At 59.7% G+C, this 16,025-nt stretch carries 18 protein-coding genes; 7 read left to right on the top strand and 11 right to left on the bottom strand.

What is annotated here, in order from left to right; translation table 11 throughout:
* The first annotated feature begins 52 nt into the window (after positions 1-52).
* Positions 53-304 (top strand): type II toxin-antitoxin system HicA family toxin, encoded by a 252-nt coding sequence (locus TU82_RS05060; protein ID WP_057722035.1) that lies wholly within the window; start codon positions 53-55, stop codon positions 302-304.
* Positions 301-654 carry a type II toxin-antitoxin system HicB family antitoxin gene (locus tag TU82_RS05055; protein WP_057722034.1) on the top strand — a complete coding sequence of 118 codons (354 nt, stop codon included), beginning with the start codon at positions 301-303 and terminating at the stop codon, positions 652-654. The genes TU82_RS05060 and TU82_RS05055 overlap by 4 nt, the downstream gene beginning before the upstream one ends.
* Here TU82_RS05055 and TU82_RS05050 read toward each other — a convergent pair.
* The 7 genes from TU82_RS05050 to TU82_RS05020 all read right to left on the bottom strand — a co-directional run bounded on the left by TU82_RS05050 (position 633) and on the right by TU82_RS05020 (position 8,554).
* On the bottom strand, positions 633-1,826 hold the full coding sequence (locus TU82_RS05050) for an MFS transporter (protein WP_057722033.1): 1,194 nt from the start codon (positions 1,824-1,826) through the stop codon (positions 633-635). The genes TU82_RS05055 and TU82_RS05050 overlap by 22 nt on opposite strands.
* Before the next feature lie 40 nt (positions 1,827-1,866).
* The gene (locus TU82_RS05045; protein ID WP_057722032.1) at positions 1,867-3,222 is read right to left on the bottom strand and encodes an MATE family efflux transporter; all 1,356 of its coding nucleotides are present in this window, start codon (positions 3,220-3,222) and stop codon (positions 1,867-1,869) included.
* Positions 3,223-3,588: 366 nt separating this feature from the next.
* Positions 3,589-5,157: a hypothetical protein gene (locus TU82_RS28870; protein WP_169794954.1), complete on the bottom strand. Its 1,569-nt coding sequence runs from the start codon at positions 5,155-5,157 to the stop codon at positions 3,589-3,591.
* 118 nt (positions 5,158-5,275) lie between these two features.
* Positions 5,276-5,743, bottom strand: coding sequence for a hypothetical protein (locus tag TU82_RS05035; protein ID WP_057722031.1), 468 nt, complete (start codon positions 5,741-5,743; stop codon positions 5,276-5,278).
* Positions 5,744-5,860: 117 nt separating this feature from the next.
* Positions 5,861-6,676, bottom strand: coding sequence for an NAD(+) synthase (nadE, locus tag TU82_RS05030; RefSeq protein ID WP_057722030.1), 816 nt, complete (start codon positions 6,674-6,676; stop codon positions 5,861-5,863).
* A 1-nt stretch (position 6,677) separates the two neighbouring features.
* The gene (pncB, locus tag TU82_RS05025) at positions 6,678-7,895 is read right to left on the bottom strand and encodes a nicotinate phosphoribosyltransferase (RefSeq protein WP_057722029.1); all 1,218 of its coding nucleotides are present in this window, start codon (positions 7,893-7,895) and stop codon (positions 6,678-6,680) included.
* Positions 7,896-7,906: 11 nt separating this feature from the next.
* Positions 7,907-8,554, bottom strand: coding sequence for an isochorismatase family protein (locus TU82_RS05020; protein ID WP_057722028.1), 648 nt, complete (start codon positions 8,552-8,554; stop codon positions 7,907-7,909).
* 145 nt (positions 8,555-8,699) lie between these two features.
* Between TU82_RS05020 and TU82_RS05015 the strand changes: the two genes are divergently transcribed.
* Positions 8,700-9,392: an NUDIX hydrolase gene (locus TU82_RS05015; RefSeq protein WP_057722027.1), complete on the top strand. Its 693-nt coding sequence runs from the start codon at positions 8,700-8,702 to the stop codon at positions 9,390-9,392.
* A 65-nt stretch (positions 9,393-9,457) separates the two neighbouring features.
* Here TU82_RS05015 and TU82_RS05010 read toward each other — a convergent pair whose 3' ends face one another.
* Positions 9,458-10,231: an L-iditol 2-dehydrogenase gene (locus TU82_RS05010; protein WP_057722026.1), complete on the bottom strand. Its 774-nt coding sequence runs from the start codon at positions 10,229-10,231 to the stop codon at positions 9,458-9,460.
* Between the two features lie 214 nt (positions 10,232-10,445).
* On the opposite strand from TU82_RS05010, the gene TU82_RS05005 reads away from it, so the two are divergent.
* The 3 genes from TU82_RS05005 (at position 10,446) to TU82_RS04995 (ending at position 13,525) form a co-directional block, all read left to right on the top strand.
* On the top strand, positions 10,446-11,360 hold the full coding sequence (locus TU82_RS05005) for an AraC family transcriptional regulator (RefSeq protein ID WP_057722025.1): 915 nt from the start codon (positions 10,446-10,448) through the stop codon (positions 11,358-11,360).
* A 171-nt stretch (positions 11,361-11,531) separates the two neighbouring features.
* Entirely contained in the window at positions 11,532-12,482 is a 951-nt protein-coding gene (locus TU82_RS05000; protein ID WP_057722024.1) for a nucleoside-specific channel-forming protein Tsx, read from the top strand.
* Between the two features lie 14 nt (positions 12,483-12,496).
* The gene (locus TU82_RS04995; RefSeq protein ID WP_057722023.1) at positions 12,497-13,525 is read left to right on the top strand and encodes a purine-nucleoside phosphorylase; all 1,029 of its coding nucleotides are present in this window, start codon (positions 12,497-12,499) and stop codon (positions 13,523-13,525) included.
* 110 nt (positions 13,526-13,635) lie between these two features.
* Here the strand turns inward: TU82_RS04995 and TU82_RS04990 are convergent, their stop codons facing one another.
* From TU82_RS04990 to TU82_RS04980, 3 genes are all read right to left on the bottom strand, one after another.
* The gene (locus TU82_RS04990; protein WP_057722022.1) at positions 13,636-13,812 is read right to left on the bottom strand and encodes a metallothionein; all 177 of its coding nucleotides are present in this window, start codon (positions 13,810-13,812) and stop codon (positions 13,636-13,638) included.
* Between the two features lie 89 nt (positions 13,813-13,901).
* The gene (locus tag TU82_RS04985; RefSeq protein WP_057722021.1) at positions 13,902-14,357 is read right to left on the bottom strand and encodes a DMT family transporter; all 456 of its coding nucleotides are present in this window, start codon (positions 14,355-14,357) and stop codon (positions 13,902-13,904) included.
* 4 nt (positions 14,358-14,361) lie between these two features.
* Positions 14,362-14,850, bottom strand: a complete 489-nt coding sequence (locus tag TU82_RS04980) for a DMT family transporter (protein WP_057722020.1) — start codon at positions 14,848-14,850, stop codon at positions 14,362-14,364.
* A 114-nt stretch (positions 14,851-14,964) separates the two neighbouring features.
* Here TU82_RS04980 and TU82_RS04975 point away from each other — a divergent pair, with 114 nt between their 5' ends.
* Positions 14,965-15,897 carry a LysR family transcriptional regulator gene (locus TU82_RS04975; RefSeq protein WP_057722019.1) on the top strand — a complete coding sequence of 311 codons (933 nt, stop codon included), beginning with the start codon at positions 14,965-14,967 and terminating at the stop codon, positions 15,895-15,897.
* Positions 15,898-16,025 lie beyond the last annotated feature (128 nt).

The following is a 16,025-nucleotide window of genomic DNA, read 5'->3' as shown; positions in this document are numbered from 1 at the left end:
ATTGACGCACACCACTTTTTGCAACTACATTTAGTTACACGCAGGGAACGCCGTGTCCAAAAATGAAAAGCTGCTCGCCAAACTGCTCAATGAGCACATGGCCTTCACCTGGTCCGAGCTCGTAACGCTGTTACGCCGACTGGGCTACACACAGATTGAAGGGGCTGGAAGCCGGGTCAAATTCGATATCGGCGACCCCAGTGCACTGATCACCCTGCACAAGCCTCACCCCGGCAACGAACTGAAACACTACATTCGGCGCCAGATCATCGAACAATTGAAATCAGGAGAACTGATTCAGTGAACAATCAGCTGAAATATAAAGGCTACATCGGCTCCATCGAAGCCAGCCTCGAAGACAATTGCCTGTTCGGCAAAATCCTGTTCATCAAGGCACTGGTGAGCTACGAAGGCAAAACCGTCGCCGAGTTGGACGCGGCCTTCAGAGAGGCGGTGGACGATTACCTCGCAACCTGCCATTCCCTGGGGCAAACGCCGGAAAAGCCTTGCAAGGGCTCCTTCAACGTACGCGTCGGCCATGACCTGCACCTGGCTGCGGCCTTGGCGGCGAACCGCAAGAAAGTGACGTTGAACGACCTGACCCGCCAGGCGCTGAATGAGTTTTTACAACATCATTGTCCGGCGATTGGCTGACGACCCAACCGCCGAAACCCCAGCACAGCCGAACCCAACACCACCAGCCCCGCCGCCAGCGCCACCCAGAACCCGCTGGCGGCGCCGGAGTGGTCAATCATCCAGCCTGAGCTCGCGGCGCCAATCGCCACGCCGATGCTCAGGCCGGTGATCAGCCAGGTCATGCCTTCGGTGAGGCGGCTCGGTGGGACAACTTGCTCCACCAGCGCCATGGACACGATCAGGGTCGGAGCGAAAAACAGACCGGAGATAAAGATCGCCACGGCCAGCCCCGGAATATCGGTCACCCACAGCAACGGCAACGTCGTCAACGCCGTGGCCACGCCGCAGAACAGAAACTGCCGAGACAACGAGGCCTTGAGCTTGAGCGTGCCGAAGGCCAGGCCGGCCAGGCAGGAACCGATGGCGTACACCGACAGCACGATACTCGCCGCCGCGGGCTGGCCCTGATGCTGGGCAAAGGCGACGCTGACCACATCCACCACACCGACGATCACGCCCATGGCCAGCAACAGGGTCATGAGGATCAGCACCGAAGGTGAGGCAATCAGCCAGCGTCCATGGTGGTCGTGATGTGGATGCACCGGCGGTTCTGTCTCGCGTTGCAGCACGAACGTGGTCACGCCCACCGCCAGCAACAGCGCCGCCACCAGCGGCCCGGCTTCGGCAAACAGCACCACGCTCAGGCCGACCGAAATGGGCGGGCCGATGATAAAGCACACTTCATCGAGCACCGACTCCAGCGCGAACGCGGTTTGCAGCTTGGGCTGGCCGCGGTACAACTCGGTCCAGCGTGCCCGCACCATGGCCGACATGTTGGGCATGCAGCCAGCCAGCGCGGCGAACAGGAACAACGTCCAGTCCGGCGCCTGCAAACGCGTGCACAGCAGCACCATCAACAACGCGCCACCGCCAATCAGGGCGGCGATGGGCAGCACCCTGCCCTGGCCGTAGCGGTCCACCAGACGCGATACCTGCGGCGCGCAAAACGCCGTGGCCAACGCGAATACCGCCGCCACCGAGCCCGCCAGACCATAACCGCCATGCACCTGCGAGAGCATGGTGATCAGGCCAATACCGGTCATGGAGATCGGCATGCGTGCCAGCATGCCCGCCAGGACAAAAGCGCGAGCGCCCGGCACCTGGAACAACGCGGCGTAGGGGTTTGCCATTGCTGAAGCGCCTTCTCTCCTTTGTGTGGGCAACCTTGTATCACACCAGCCGCTTGATCTGCTTATGCCGCCATACCAATCGGTAATAGGCCGTCTGCAGCACCAGCATAGCCAGGTAAGTCACCGGAAACGCCATCCACACCCCTTCGAGGCCAAAGTGCGCGTTGAACAGGTACGCCACCGGCAATTCCACGCACAGCACACAGAAAATCGAAATGGCGACCGGCATCAACACCACGCCGCTGGCGCGCATGATCCCGCCGATCACGGCCTGGAAGCCAAACACCAGGATGCTCCACAGCATGATGTGCAACAGGTGCTCGGCGTTGATGCGCGCGGTGTCGTCGGTGATGAACAGCCCCAGCAACCAGTGCGACAACCCGTAGCCGAGCACGATCAGGCCACCGGTGAGACCGGTGTTGATCAACAACCCGGTGCGCAGGATCGGCCCGATGCGCTCCAGGCGTCCGGCGCCAATCGCCTGCGCCCCCAGGATCGAGGCGGTGATGGCGATCGACAGCGCCGGAAACTGCACGTAATTGACGATCTGCGTCACCGCACCGTACGCCGCCGTTGCCTGGGAGCCGTGGCCGTTGACCAGCGCCAGGATGACCAGCTCCGACAGTGACAACACCACCATTTGCAGACCGGTGGGCAGGCCGATGCGCAGGACCTTGCCGAGAATCACCCGGTCCAGGCGCAGGGCGGCGAGCATGTCGCGATCCGGCGCCATCACATGGTGCTTGTGACGCAGGCGCAGAATCAGGAACAGCATCGCCAACGCATTACCCGCCAGCCCGGCGTACGCCGCACTCTGGATACCCATGGGCGGCAGGCCGATCCAACCGCGGATCAACGCCGGCGTCAGCACCAAGCCCACCAGCGTCGACACCATCAGCGCCAGCAACGGCGAAACCGTGTCGCTGACGCCGCGCAGCAGCTGGGTATAGAGAATAAACACCAGCAGCAGCGGCATGATCAGCATCATCACCTGGGCATAGCCCACCGCATCGTCCAGCACATCGACGGGGGTTCCCAGGGCCTGCAACGCGGGGCGGGCAAACAGCCCCCCGAGTACGGCAGCGAACAAGCCTATCAGTGCGCCAAGGGTCAGCGTGGCGCCGGTGATTACCTTGACCAGTCCCGTCTCCCGGGCCCCCCAGGCCTGGCCGATCAACACCGAGGCACCGGCTCCCAGGCCAATCACCAGGGCAATGAAGAAAAACACGATGGGGAACATGCCCGATACCGCCGCCAGCGCGTGGGTGCCGAGCATCTGGCCGACATAGATACCGTTGAGGGTGCCGGAAAAGCTTTGCAGAAAGTTGGAGAGCACCATGGGTGCCAGAAAGAACAGGTAGATCTGCCACAGCGGCCGTTGTTGAGTGACTTGCATGGGGACTCGAATTTCCGGGATAAGAATCAGGCAGTAAAAGCATGCAAGACAGCCAGGCCAGGTAAGTGTGCATGTCCTGCGGACGATGCGTGATCTCTCGATGGTCAGCGCCGTCTTGGTAAATACCGCGAGAGAAGCCCGTGATAACTGACCGTTCGCCGCCGATCGTCCGCATGATTGATACTATCACCAACATAAGCACCGCAGCCCAGGAAGCGCGAATCGCCGCCGCTTAAAAAACCCATGCGTATCTACCATGACAGGTGCTGTAAAGCGCCGAACGCGGCATCATGCGAGGGTGATCCGGCGGCATCTGGCGGCCGCCGACCACGGTCAAGTCAGTTGACACTGACTGCAATCAGGCGTTCATTTTGTCTGGTCGAGCATGTAATCAAGGTTGTCCATATCAAAACGCTCATCCCGTTTACCATTGAACAACCCCCAACAGGACACCCCAACATCGGTCTTATCCGCCAGATCGACACGTTTTAGAAACTCTTTTGCATATTCACGCGCTTCATCAGGGAAGGTGCGTGTCGACGGAATTTCGCCCGCAGCCTCTCGCAATTCATTGAAATTAACATAAGCATCATCCTTCCCGGCCGTGTACTCATGAAAATATTTCTTTATACCCTTCAATACATCGTGATCAGTTGAGCCGCTATAATCCGTTGCAAATCCACCCAGATCCGAACGAGAGATCAGGCCATCAAGTTTGCCGCTGGAGCCTCGGTCCAGTTTTTTAAAGAAACCACCTCGACTCATAAAGTTTTCAGCAATCTCTTGTTCTTCTAAAGTCGCCCTACTCCCGTCCGGTCGGAAACCCGATGCGACTGAACGAAGCGAGTTATCGGATATATAACCCGGTGTGGCGGGATCTTCCAGCACGCCGAAGTAGGGCAATAATTTTTTGGAAAATCCCTCATCGCTATCGTAGGCATAACGATTATTGCTGGTCGTCGTAACTTCCTGAAGGGGGCCATTATTATAATATGGCTGCTGAGCCATGGCTTGTTCATGCGACGGCGGCTGCTGTGGAAAAACCTGCCCATACGACTGAGGCGGAAAATCATTAAGCCCTGAATACATGGACGGTTGGTAAGCTCCTCGTCCAACAGGAAATTGTTGCCCAGTCGAAAAGTTGGGCGCACCATTGAAATGCTCAGCTACCCCCTGCGCATCAGAGAAACTGATAAGGCCATCCTGTTGACCGTTTTGTGTCTTCGAGTCCAACATGAATCTCATCAGCGGACTGCTCATGATTGCCTGGGCTAGCCAGATCATCCGGTCGGCGAAAGGATCATCTGGCATAGGGCAATAGGCGATAGCCGCGATGCTAGCCATCGACACGAAACCATCGGCGTCCTGAAATTCTTTAAAGTTGTTTACAAAATCAGTGGCAATTTTGGCATAGGGCAGCTCTGCAGGCTCAGGCTGACCGCTGAACCCTTGAGGTGCCATCGAAAGATTCTGCACAGGATTCATCAGGCCGCGGTTCGCGTTCCCCACCGAATTATTGAAGCTACGGGGCGCGCCTGCAAAGCGATTATCCGTGGGAGGTTCCTTATTCGAGTTGGAGGCGATCTCGTATTCAATACCTTTAAGACTAATCATCCCATCGGCCGGTCCTTTATACTCACCGTCTACTTTATCCAAACGATAGTTGAGTGAACCGCGACTGATAATCTCACGCGCCAACATTGTCATGGCATCATGAATTGTATTACCACTCGGCACCGGACGATTCGCTATAGTGCGTAATTTATCCTGCGACACCAAGCCATCTTTAGGCTCAAAGTAGTCGAAGTTGCTGCCGAAGAGCGCTGCGATCTCTTTGTCTGACTTTGCCTTGTACTCGTTTTCTGGTGAAACGCTCGGTGCCTGCGAGTAAATCCCAACCTGCGAATAGAGTTGCCTGTTATTTATGTCTGTCATATCACGACCCCAAGTCCAGAAACTGAAATACCCACGTGTCGGTCCTGGAAAAGCCATCCGCGACCCACGTGCCATATGTGGCCCGCTGGAATCGGGCAGTTCCAACCCACAGAGGCCATCAGGCATCCTCAAGGACTGAACGCCTGGCCCCGCAGCGCTGGACACGCAGTTCAAACAGCTTTTGGCGCATCTCGCGGTGGCGCTCGGTATTGAGCAGAAGCAATCCGCACAACGGGCACACGACCCCCAACGAATAGGCCAGGCTATGGGGGTGGTACTGAATGCTCGGTACCACCAGCATCAGACACAGCGCAAAATAGCCTGCCAGGACAATGCTCGCCCAGTGCCGCCCACGCACCATCATCACACTGGAAAATACTAGAACAGCCGCCAGCGTAATAAGACTCCAGCCGGACATCTGTGCTTTGAGCGACGGGTCGAACCTGCGCAGATAGGTCGAATCATCCAATACTGTCACCAGGATGCCCGACAAAATCGCCATGACCGTCGTGCCAATAAGCACTGGCAGGTAACGGCGCAAAACGCTGGCTATTGAATCATTCGCTTTCAATACGCTGGAAGCCATTCCCTTGATCCTGAACTCATTGAAAGCTCAGAGCGTAAAGAATCCCTATCCTTCAAGAATGTAGGAAAAATTCCATTTCATAGCCAGACACTTCCTGATATAGCTTGCAGCCCGCGCTTACTGCGGGGCAATCGGCAGCGCGCGTTTGTGCGCCGTCTTGCCATACGCCTCCTCGACAATCGCCCTCACCCGCTCGCTCACCGGCTCACCCATCAGGTACGCGTCGATCTCGTCGTAGGAGCAACCGTAGGCGTCTTCATCGAGTTTCCCCGGCGCCAGTTCTTCAAGATCCGCGGTGGGCGGTTTTTGCGCCAGGTTCGCCGGGGCGCCGAGGGTGGTGGCGAGCAGGCGCACCTGGGTTTTGGTCAGGCCGGACAACGGCGCCAGGTCGCAGGCGCCGTCGCCGAATTTAGTGAAGAACCCCATCAACGCTTCGGCCGCCTGGTCGGTGCCGACCACCAGGCCATTGTGCAGGTTGGCAACCGCATACTGCGCGACCATGCGCACACGGGCCTTGACGTTGCCCTTGATGAAATCGAGCTGCGCGGCACTGGCTTCGGCGGCGGCCAGGCTGGCCATCAGGCCGTCGACACTGGCGGCGATGTCGAGGGTGTCGATATGGTCCGGCAGGATAAAATCCAGCGAAGCCTGGGCATCGTGTTCGTCGCCCTGGGTTTTATAAGGCAGACGCATGGCGATAAAGCGCGCGGCGTAGCCTTCGTCGCGCAGTTGCTGCGCCGCCAGCTGGCACAGGCGGCCCGCAAGCAGTGAGTCGACACCGCCGCTGATACCCAGCACCAGCGCCTTGCAGCCGGAGGCGCGCAACGTCGTCTTGATGAAATCGATGCGCCGTTGAATTTCCCGGGGCTCGCCGCCTGCGACCAGCGAGCGATCGACGTTCAGCTCACGGGCGATGCGTTCTTGAGTGTGCATGTCATACCTCCACGTTACCAACGTTGAATACCTGTGCCGCGTACTGCAAAAACGACGGGTCTTCGCAGACGTTCTTCACCGGATCATCGGAGAATTTCACCACGGGCTCGCCGTGTACCCGCACCAGCTTCATCACGATGCTCAGTGGCTCCACGCCGTCCACATCGCAGGCAAGGCTGGTGCCCATGCCGAAGCCGAACCGGGCCTTGCCGCGGATGTGCCGCAGGATCGGCAGGCATTTTTCGAAATTCAGACCGTCGGAGAACATAAGGTCTTTGGTCATGGGGTCGATACCGAGTTCCTTATATTTGGCCAGTACCTTGTCGGCCCACACGATGGGGTCGCCGGAGTCCTGGCGCAGGCCGTCGTAGAGCTTGGCGAAGTACAGATCGAAATCCTTGAGAAAAAAATCGGTACTGATGCAATCGGTCAGGGCCATACCGAGACGGCCACGGTACTCACGCACCCAGTTTTCCAGTGCGGCGTTCTGGCTTTCGCGCAGGCGCCCCAATTGCTGGTGCACCATCAGCCATTGGTGGGCCATGGTGCCGATCAGCGGCAAGTCGAATTCATAGGCCAGGTGTGCGTTGCTGGTACCGAGGAACTGGCCGGGGAAGTCGCGGCGCATGATGTCCACCACCTCGCGCTGGGCCTTGAATGACAGGCGCCGGCGCGTGGAAAAGTCGGAAACGCGCAGGTCGGCCAGCTCGTCGCGGCTGAGGTTTTTCTCCAGCCAGTCGAACTTCTGGTAGAGCTTGCGGGTGACATCCTCGAGGGTCACGTCGGGGTACTTGTCGCGGTTGCGCAGCTCGCTGACCAGCGCCAGTACCGGTTGCTCGAACATGATGCAATGCAGCATCGGGCCGATCACGCGGATGTTCAATTGCCCGTCCACTTCACTGACATGGATATAGCGCAGGTTGAAGCGAAACAGCCCGAGGAAGCGCTCGTAATCCGGCGTGAGGTATTCGCGAAAGCGCGGGTTGAACAGGAAGCGCAGCTCGCCTTCACGCATCTGCAGGCCGGCAAGCTTTTCCAGCTCGGTTCGCAACTGCGGGATCAGGTGCCCGAGTTTTTCCCTGGAGCGGACGATGAAGTTGTATTCCACATCCACATTGGGATGCTGGTGCAGCACCGCCTGCATCATGGTGAAGGTGTAGTAATCGGTGTCGAGCAAGCCCTGGATGACCGGGGACTCGTCGTCATAGGCGCTTTCCATGGTAGGTCTCCTTAACGCGCGGCCATCGCGGCCAGTTCTTCGCGGGTGCGGCTGATGGCGGCACCGGCCTTGAGCAACTCATTGACAGCCAGCACGCTGCCTTCCTCTGTGATCCCTCGACACGCCGGCAGGTGCAGCACCACCTGCAGGCCAGCCTTGAGCAGTTGAAAGGCGGTGGTCTTGACGCAATAGTCCAGGGCCAGGCCACCGACAAGCACGCGGACGATACCCTGGGCCTTGAGGTATTCAATGACGCCGGTCGACAGTTTGTCGTGCAGGTCGTGGTAGCAGGCGCCGTAGGGGTGCAGGTCGGGTTCAACGCCCTTCCAGACGAAGTAGTCGTAGTCATAGGGACTGGGCAATTCATCCAGCAAGGTGAAGCCCTCGGTACCCGGCACGCAGTGGCTGACCCAGGTGACATCGGCGTGAGCCAGGCCGGTGGGTTGCAGCATCTGGCTGTGCTGCGCGACCACCCAGGGCGCCTGCGGGGTGTGGGCGTCCTTGCTGCCGATGCGGCGTCCGGCAAGGCTGGCCATGTAGTTGAGTTCGGCGCCGATCAGGTCGCCCCCGGCGACGGGCAATTCGTCGGGACACAACGGCGTGAAACTCTTCTGGGCGTCCACATCGAATGAGGCAATGGCGGTTTTCGCGAGGGTCATGGTGATTCTCCGGTGGCCTGGAAACAAAAGTACACGTCATGTACTTTCGTGGCAACAAGTATTTTTCTACCTGCCTGAGCTCAAGTACATGACATATCTGTTCGAAGGGTTAGACTGTGCTTCACCGCTGCCAGAAGGACTTCATATGCCATTGAGCCCCTACCTGCACACCGTCGACTTGTGCGTGCTGTGTTACTGCCGTGCCTGCGGAGAATTGAAGCTGCTGCTCAACAAGCGCGATGCCGAGCCTTTTGCCGGACACTGGGCGTTGCCGGGTGTGGTGGTCAACGGCGATGTGCAGGACCTGAGCCTGCAGGATGCGGTGGAGCGGCTTCGCTGCAGTGACAAGGTCGGCCTCGAGCTGGTCTGGAGCGAACAGGTGGGCACCGTGGGCGATGCGTTTCGCGACCCGCGCTGCTGGTCGTCGTCCACTTATTACCTGGGGATCGTGGCCGACGAAGTCGCGCTGGGTGACCATCAGGCCTGGTTTTCCCTGAATGCGGTGGCCGATGGCAGTATCAAGTTGCCGTTCGATCACAACAGCCTGGTGGCGGCCGTGCAGGAGCGATTGTTTTCCAAATCGTTGTACAGCAGCCTGCCGTTGATGTTCCTGGGGCGTGAGTTCAGCGCACCGCAGGCGACTACGATTTTTTCATTGGTGCTCGCCCGGCCGGTGCTCAAGACCAGTATCCGCCAGCGTTTGCTGAAGCTGGCTGAGGCGGGGTATTTGCGTGAAACCGGGCGCAAGAAGCAGGGTGAAGGTGGCCGGCCCCAGGCGACGGTGGAAATGCTGAAGCCGGGGCAGGTCTACTTTTTTGATCGCAGCTTTGCCGAGTGACTCGACGACGAGTATCAACGGCTGGAATGCTTGTTCGCCCCCACCGTGTTGATCGGTGCAGGCCGCTAGTTCATCCAACTGCCGCCATCGACGTTGTAGGTCTGTGCGACGACATAGTCAGCCTCTTTCGACGCCAAGAAGATTGCCATGCCCGTCAGGTCTTCAGCCGTGCCCATGCGTCCGTAAGGCACCTCGTCCCCTACCCGCTTCTTCTTCTCGCCCGGCGCCAGGCCTTCGTGCTGGGCAAACAGCGCATCCACCCCATCCCAGTGCTCACCGTCCACCACGCCCGGCGCGATGGCATTGACGTTGATGCCCTGCCTGATCAGGTTCAGCCCCGCCGATTGCGTGAGGCTGATCACCGCCGCCTTGGTCGCGCAATACACCGCCACCAGCGCCTCGCCGCGTCGACCTGCCTGGCTGGCCATGTTGATGATCTTGCCGCCATGGCCCTGGCGGATCATCTGCCGCGCGGCGGCCTGCAGGGTAAACAGCGTCCCGGCGACGTTGATCGAAAACAGGCGTTCATAGCTGTCGCGGGTGATGTCGACAATGGGTGCCAGGTCGAAGAGTGCCGCATTATTGATCAGGATATCCAGCTTGCCGGCACGGGCAACCACGGTGGCAATTGCCACGTCAATGGAGGCCTGGTCGGTGACGTCCATCGCCACCGCGTAAGACTGGGGGCCCAGCTCGGCAGCGGTCTGCTCGGCGCGCTGCAGGTTGATATCGGCAATGGCGACGGTGGCGCCTTCTTCGATATAAGCCTGGGCAAACGCGCGACCAATGCCGCGCGCCGATCCGGTGATCAGCGCGCTTTTACCTTCAAGTCGTTTCATGGCGATATCCTCTGCAATCACTTCGGCTACTTAACAGGCTCGATTACAGCAGCTACGGCCGTTTTCTCACAAACGCACCGCAGACCCTCGACCGATACTTTTTTAACCGGCCTCAAGGATGCAAAAAAGTATCAGTGCCCAGTGACACCGTGGGTAGCGCTGTGTCTGACGAGGCGCGTATTTTGGCGGTATCCAACGCACAAGAGGCAGCGCCATGCCCGTCCGCACCCTGTTCGAGCAGCGCCCCGCCGAACGTGAAGTGATCCTGCCCGAGCCGCAGCACTGCTTTCGCTGGTTTGAACATGACTATCCGATCGAGCTCGCGCGCTGGAACCACCACCCCGAATTCGAAATCCACCTGATCCGCCACGGCAGTGGCAAGCTGGTGGCGGGCGACTATATCGGTGCATTCGGTGTCGGGCATGTCGCGTTGATCGGTCCCGACCTGCCCCACGACTGGATTGGCGACCTGGCCCCCGGCGAGTACCAGCGCGGTCGCGACGTGGTGCTGCAATTCGACGGCGCCGCCCTCCTTGCCCTGCGCGAGGCACTGCCGGAACTCGGCGACTTGCAGCCGCTGTTTGAACAGGCGCGGCGCGGTCTGGAGTTCACCGGTGAAACAGCGGCGCAGGCGGCCCGGATGATGGAAGCCATCGGCGACGCCCAGGGCCTGCAACGCCTGGTCCTGTTCCTGCAACTGCTCGACACCCTCAAGAACGCCCCGCCCCGACAAATCAAGCTGCTGGCCAGCCCGTGCTACGCGCCGACCCTGGACCCGCGCAGCGCCGAACGCATCAACAAGGCGTTCGACTACCTGATGCGAGAACTGAGCGGCGACGTACGCCTGTCGGACATCGCCCGGCAACTGGACATGAGCGAACCGGGCTTCTCGCGTTTCTTCAAGCGTAATACCGGCCACGGCTTTATCGAGCTGATGCGCAAATTCCGCGTGCAGCGCGCCTGCCGGTTACTGCTGCAAAGCGACAGGTCGGTGGCGGACATCTGTTTTGAAGTGGGCTACGCCAATCTGTCCAATTTCAACCGGCATTTTCGGATCGAGATGAACCAGACGCCGAGTGAATATCGGCGCGAGACCGGTGCCATCTGGGCAGCCCACTCGAACAAATGACACCCAGTCATTTCTGATCGACAAGACGGTTATTTCAGACTTTTTCAAGCTGATTCAAGCTATTGAATAAAGTTGGTACAACCTGTGCAAACGTTTGCGCAACGAACTTGGCCGCCAGGTTCACCTCACCCGAGCAATCGGGTTCAAACCGCGTACGAACAGGGACTTTCAATGCACCCCACCTCAACGCCCCGTGCTTGCTTTGGTGTTTCCTTGCTACTGGCCGCCGTTACGGGAGTACTCAGTGCACCCATTTTGGCGCACGACCAACCCGCGGATGACTCGGCACAGGGCGAAACCCTCAGCCCCGAGGCCAGCCCGCCGGCGAAAAAAGGCGTTTACCTGTCCGAATGGTTCAATCAGGACCTGACGCTGATTGGCAGCAAGGACATCAGCTTCGGCCCCAAGCCCCAGGATGACGTTTACCTGGAATACGAGTACTTCGGCCGCAAGGGGCCGTTCGAGCTGTACGGCTACATCGACGTGCCAAAGATCCTCGGCATCGGCAACAGTAACGACAAAGGCGTGTGGGACCATGGCTCGCCGGTGTTCATGGAACACGAGCCGCGTATCTCCATCGACTACCTGGCCGGGCGCAGCCTGGCGATCGGGCCGTTCAAGGAATGGTATGTGGCGTTCGACTGGATCTACGACCATGGCAGCAACAAGGAGAATCGCGCCAACACCCTGTACAGCGGCCTTGGCACCGACATCGACACCCACTCGCGAGTCAACCTGTCAGCCAACTTCTACGGGCGCTACCAGTGGGAAAACTACGGTGCCAGCAATGAATATTCCTGGGACGGCTACCGTGCGCAGATGAAATACATCGTGCCCATCGGCAAATTCGACAACGGTGCCTCGCTGACCTATATCGGCTTCACCAACTACGATTTCGGCTCGGAACTGCACAAGGACAACCCGGCGCGCACCGCCAACTCTCTGGTGGCGACCAACGTGTTGCTGTACTCGTTTACCCACCTGCGCTTCACCCTGGTCGGCCGTTACTTCCATAACGGCGGCAACTGGGAGGATGGCAGCGAGTTGAATTTCGGCGAAGGCAATTTTCGCGCCCGCTCCGACGGCTGGGGTTACTACGCCGGCGTGGGCTACCAATTCTGATCAAGGAGCTGCAAATGAAGACTTTTACCCGACTGTCGATAGCCATCGGCCTCGCCCTGCTGCCCCACATGGTGCTGGCGGACAACGCTGCACCGATCAAACCCAAGGTGATGCTGATCACCATGTTCGCACCCGAGGCGCAAACCTGGATCGATCGCCTGGAACTCAAGCAGCAGGTGCGCGTACCGGGCCTGTCCGCCGAGTATCCGACGATTCGCTGCAACACTCAGGATGTGTGCCTGCTCGTGACCGGCATGGGCCAGACCAACGCCGCTGCTTCGACCCTGGCGCTGGCGCTGTCGCCCAAGTTCGACCTGCGCCAGAGTTATTTCCTGATCGCCGGGATTGCCGGTATCAGCCCCAAGCACGGCACCATCGGTACGACCGCCTGGGCGCATTACCTGGTGGAGTTCGGCACACAGTGGGAGTTGGACTCACGGGACGCACCCAAGGATTGGCCGACGGGTTATATCGGCATCAACACCAAGGGGCCCAATGAAAAACCGCCGCTGGACTACAAGACCGAAGTGTTCGAACTCAACCCGAAGCTGCAGGCCAAGGCGTTTGCCTTGTCGCACACAGTGGAGCTGACGGAAAGCAAGGAATCCGCCGCCTGGCGCAAGCACTACCCCGCCGCCCCGGCCAACCAGCCGCCACAGGTCACACGCTGCGACACCCTGGCGGGCAACACCTGGTTCTCCGGCACCCGCTTGAGCGAACGCGCAGAGGTGTGGACCAAGCTGCTGACGGACAATAAAGGCGAATACTGCACCACCCAGCAGGAAGACAATTCCACCTATGAAGCGCTGCTGCGCGCCAGTCGCGAAGGGCTGGTAGATATCCAGCGCCTGGCGGTGGTGCGTGCGGGCTCCGACTTTGACCGCCCGTATCCGGGCTACAGCGAAGTGGACAACCTGCTCAAGTACGCCGATCAGGGTGGGTTTGTACCGGCGTTGGAGAACCTGTACCGCACCGGCAATCCGCTGGTACAGGCGATTTTGAACAACTGGACGGCCTGGGAAAAAGGCGTCCCAGAAGCCTGATGCAGATCAGAAATGTGGGAGGGGGCTTGCTCCCGATTGCGGTGTTTCAGGCACAGATTCAGTGACTGAAACTCCGCTATCGGAGCAAGCCCCCTCCCACATTGGATGGTTTAGTTCGCGTTGGCGGCCGACTTGGCGCATTCGCAGTCGTTTGCCGCAGCGCAGGGCTCACCGTGCAGGTGATGCTCGGCGCAGCCCTGGCAGCAGTAGCCCTTACCGTCCTTCATTATCGCGTCGACGCCCAGTACGCATTTGCAGTGTGGGCAGGCGCAGGTTTGATCCGGCATGGTCAGACTCCTTCTTCATGGTCGTCACGGTGTGGCGAACGCCACACCTTAAGCAGTGACTCCAGGTGCGGCGTCAAGGTTCAGCGCCGTCAGTCAGCCTGGCGCGTATTGCTGCGGTACATGAACACCAGGGCCAGGGCCAGGCACAGCATCGCCACGATCCGGCTGCCGGACAGTTCGATTGCCGGGTTGCCCAGCCAGCCGAAGTTGTCGATCAGCATGCCCATGCCCAATTGCCCCACGATCACCGCCACCGTGGCAACCGCCGTACCGACCACCGGCACCGCGCCGACCATTACCATCATGTACACCACGCCAAACAGGGCGCCGGTCAGTTGCCATTTCGGCACCTCCAGCAAACTGACAGCCTGGGCGGGCTCGAAGAAAAAAATCAGCAGCGCGGTGGTGAGTGCACCGACCGCAAAGGTCAGCAGGCTGCTGCGCAACACCCCAACGGTCTGGCCCAGGCGGCCGTTGATGGCGGCCTGCGCACTCAAGACCGCACCTGCGGCGACCACCAAAACCAACAACAGAATCAGATTCATCGCATTACCCTCGTGCAATCAGAACAAGTGCCGCCACGATCAACGCCAGCGCTATCCAGCGCTCCACATTGACCCGCTTGCGCGCCGTGCCGAACCAGCCGAAATGGTCGATCAGCACGCTCTTGCCCACCTGCCCGGACAGGATCGCAATCATCGTCATGGCCACACCGATATGGGGCGTCGCCAGGGTCAGCACCACCACGTACATCGGCCCCAGGAAACCGCCGATCAACTGCCAGCGCGGCAATTGCGTGAACGCCGGGCCCTTTTGCGGGCCGCTGAACAGCAACAGCAGAAACAGGATCGCCGAGCCGACGCCGAAGATGCTCAAAGTCGCCCATAGATGCCCGACCTGCACTCCCAAAGGCCCGAGCAAACCGGCCTCCACCGACAGGCCCATGCCTGCCAGGATGACCAACGGCAGCAACAGCAACCGAAGAATGTTTCGGTTCGGCCTGGTTAGTGCCGAACCTTCAATAGAACGTGCCTGCATACATCACCCGTGCTTCAAGAAAAAACGTGGGCGCATTATCCGGTGGTCGATTTGTGCGATAAATGGCAGCATGCGAACAACACCTTTGCGCATAACGCACAGCATGGAGACACGATGCAGGGTTTGAACGAGTTGAGTTTCAAAGCGCTGCGCCTGTTCGTCGCGGTGCTGGACCATGGCAGTTTTTCTGAGGTAGCGCGCCGCGAAGGCCTCGCGCCCTCGTCCATTTCTCGGCAGATCCAACTGATGGAGCAAGCCCTCGGCCAGCAGCTGCTGTACCGCCACACCCGCGCCGTGAGCCCCACCGAGGCTGGACGCCTGCTCGGGCGCCATGCACGGTTGATGCTCGAGCAACTGGAGACTGCGAGCCAGGCCCTGCAGGAGCACGACAGCGAACCCAGCGGACTGGTGCGCATCAATGCGCCCATGGTCTTCGGCCAGCGCCACCTTTCGCCGTGGCTGGGGGAACTGTGCCGACGCTATCCGAAGCTGCAACTGGATATCCAGCAAACCGACACCTTCGTCGACCCGTTGCAAGACGGCACCGACCTGCTGTTTCGCATTGGCGTACTCAATGATTCCAGCATGCAGGCGCGAATCTTCGCACCGCAACGCTTTCGCCTCGCCGCCAGCCCCGCCTACCTCGCGCGACACGGCACGCCAAGCCACCCCGACGAACTGGTCAATCACCAATGCCTGGCCTACAAGGGCATCAAAGGCCAGGAGCGCTGGTTCTTGCGTGGCAACCAGGGCGACTGGAGCGCCTACAGCGTCAAAGGTCCGATCACCGGCAACCACGCCGATACCCTGACCCACGTTGCCGAACAGGGCCTGGGGCTGGTGGTGTTCCCCTCCTGGCTGATAGGCGAGAGCCTGCGCGCCGGCACCTTGCAGGCAGTGCTGACCGAGTACGAGGTGGCGACCACCCTGGAGCCCCAGCAGATCGCGGCACTGTGGCCCGGCAGCCGAAGGCTGTCGCTGAAGGTGCGCACGGTGATTGATTATTTTGTGGAGTGTTTTGGGACGGTGCCGTATTGGGATCGGTGAGTTTCCTGACTTTTGAACAGGCGTCTGCGAGGGAGAATTCCTAAAGAAGAATGTAGGCTCATTCTGTTTTTCCGGGCCAGCATTCCCTGGTGCGCCGAGCTGCGGCAGACTTTCGGCAAAACCTATTT

Source organism: Pseudomonas orientalis (assembly GCF_001439815.1).
In the GTDB taxonomy this organism is placed as follows: domain Bacteria; phylum Pseudomonadota; class Gammaproteobacteria; order Pseudomonadales; family Pseudomonadaceae; genus Aquipseudomonas; species Aquipseudomonas orientalis.
This window is presented reverse-complemented; position numbering and strand designations above follow the sequence as displayed.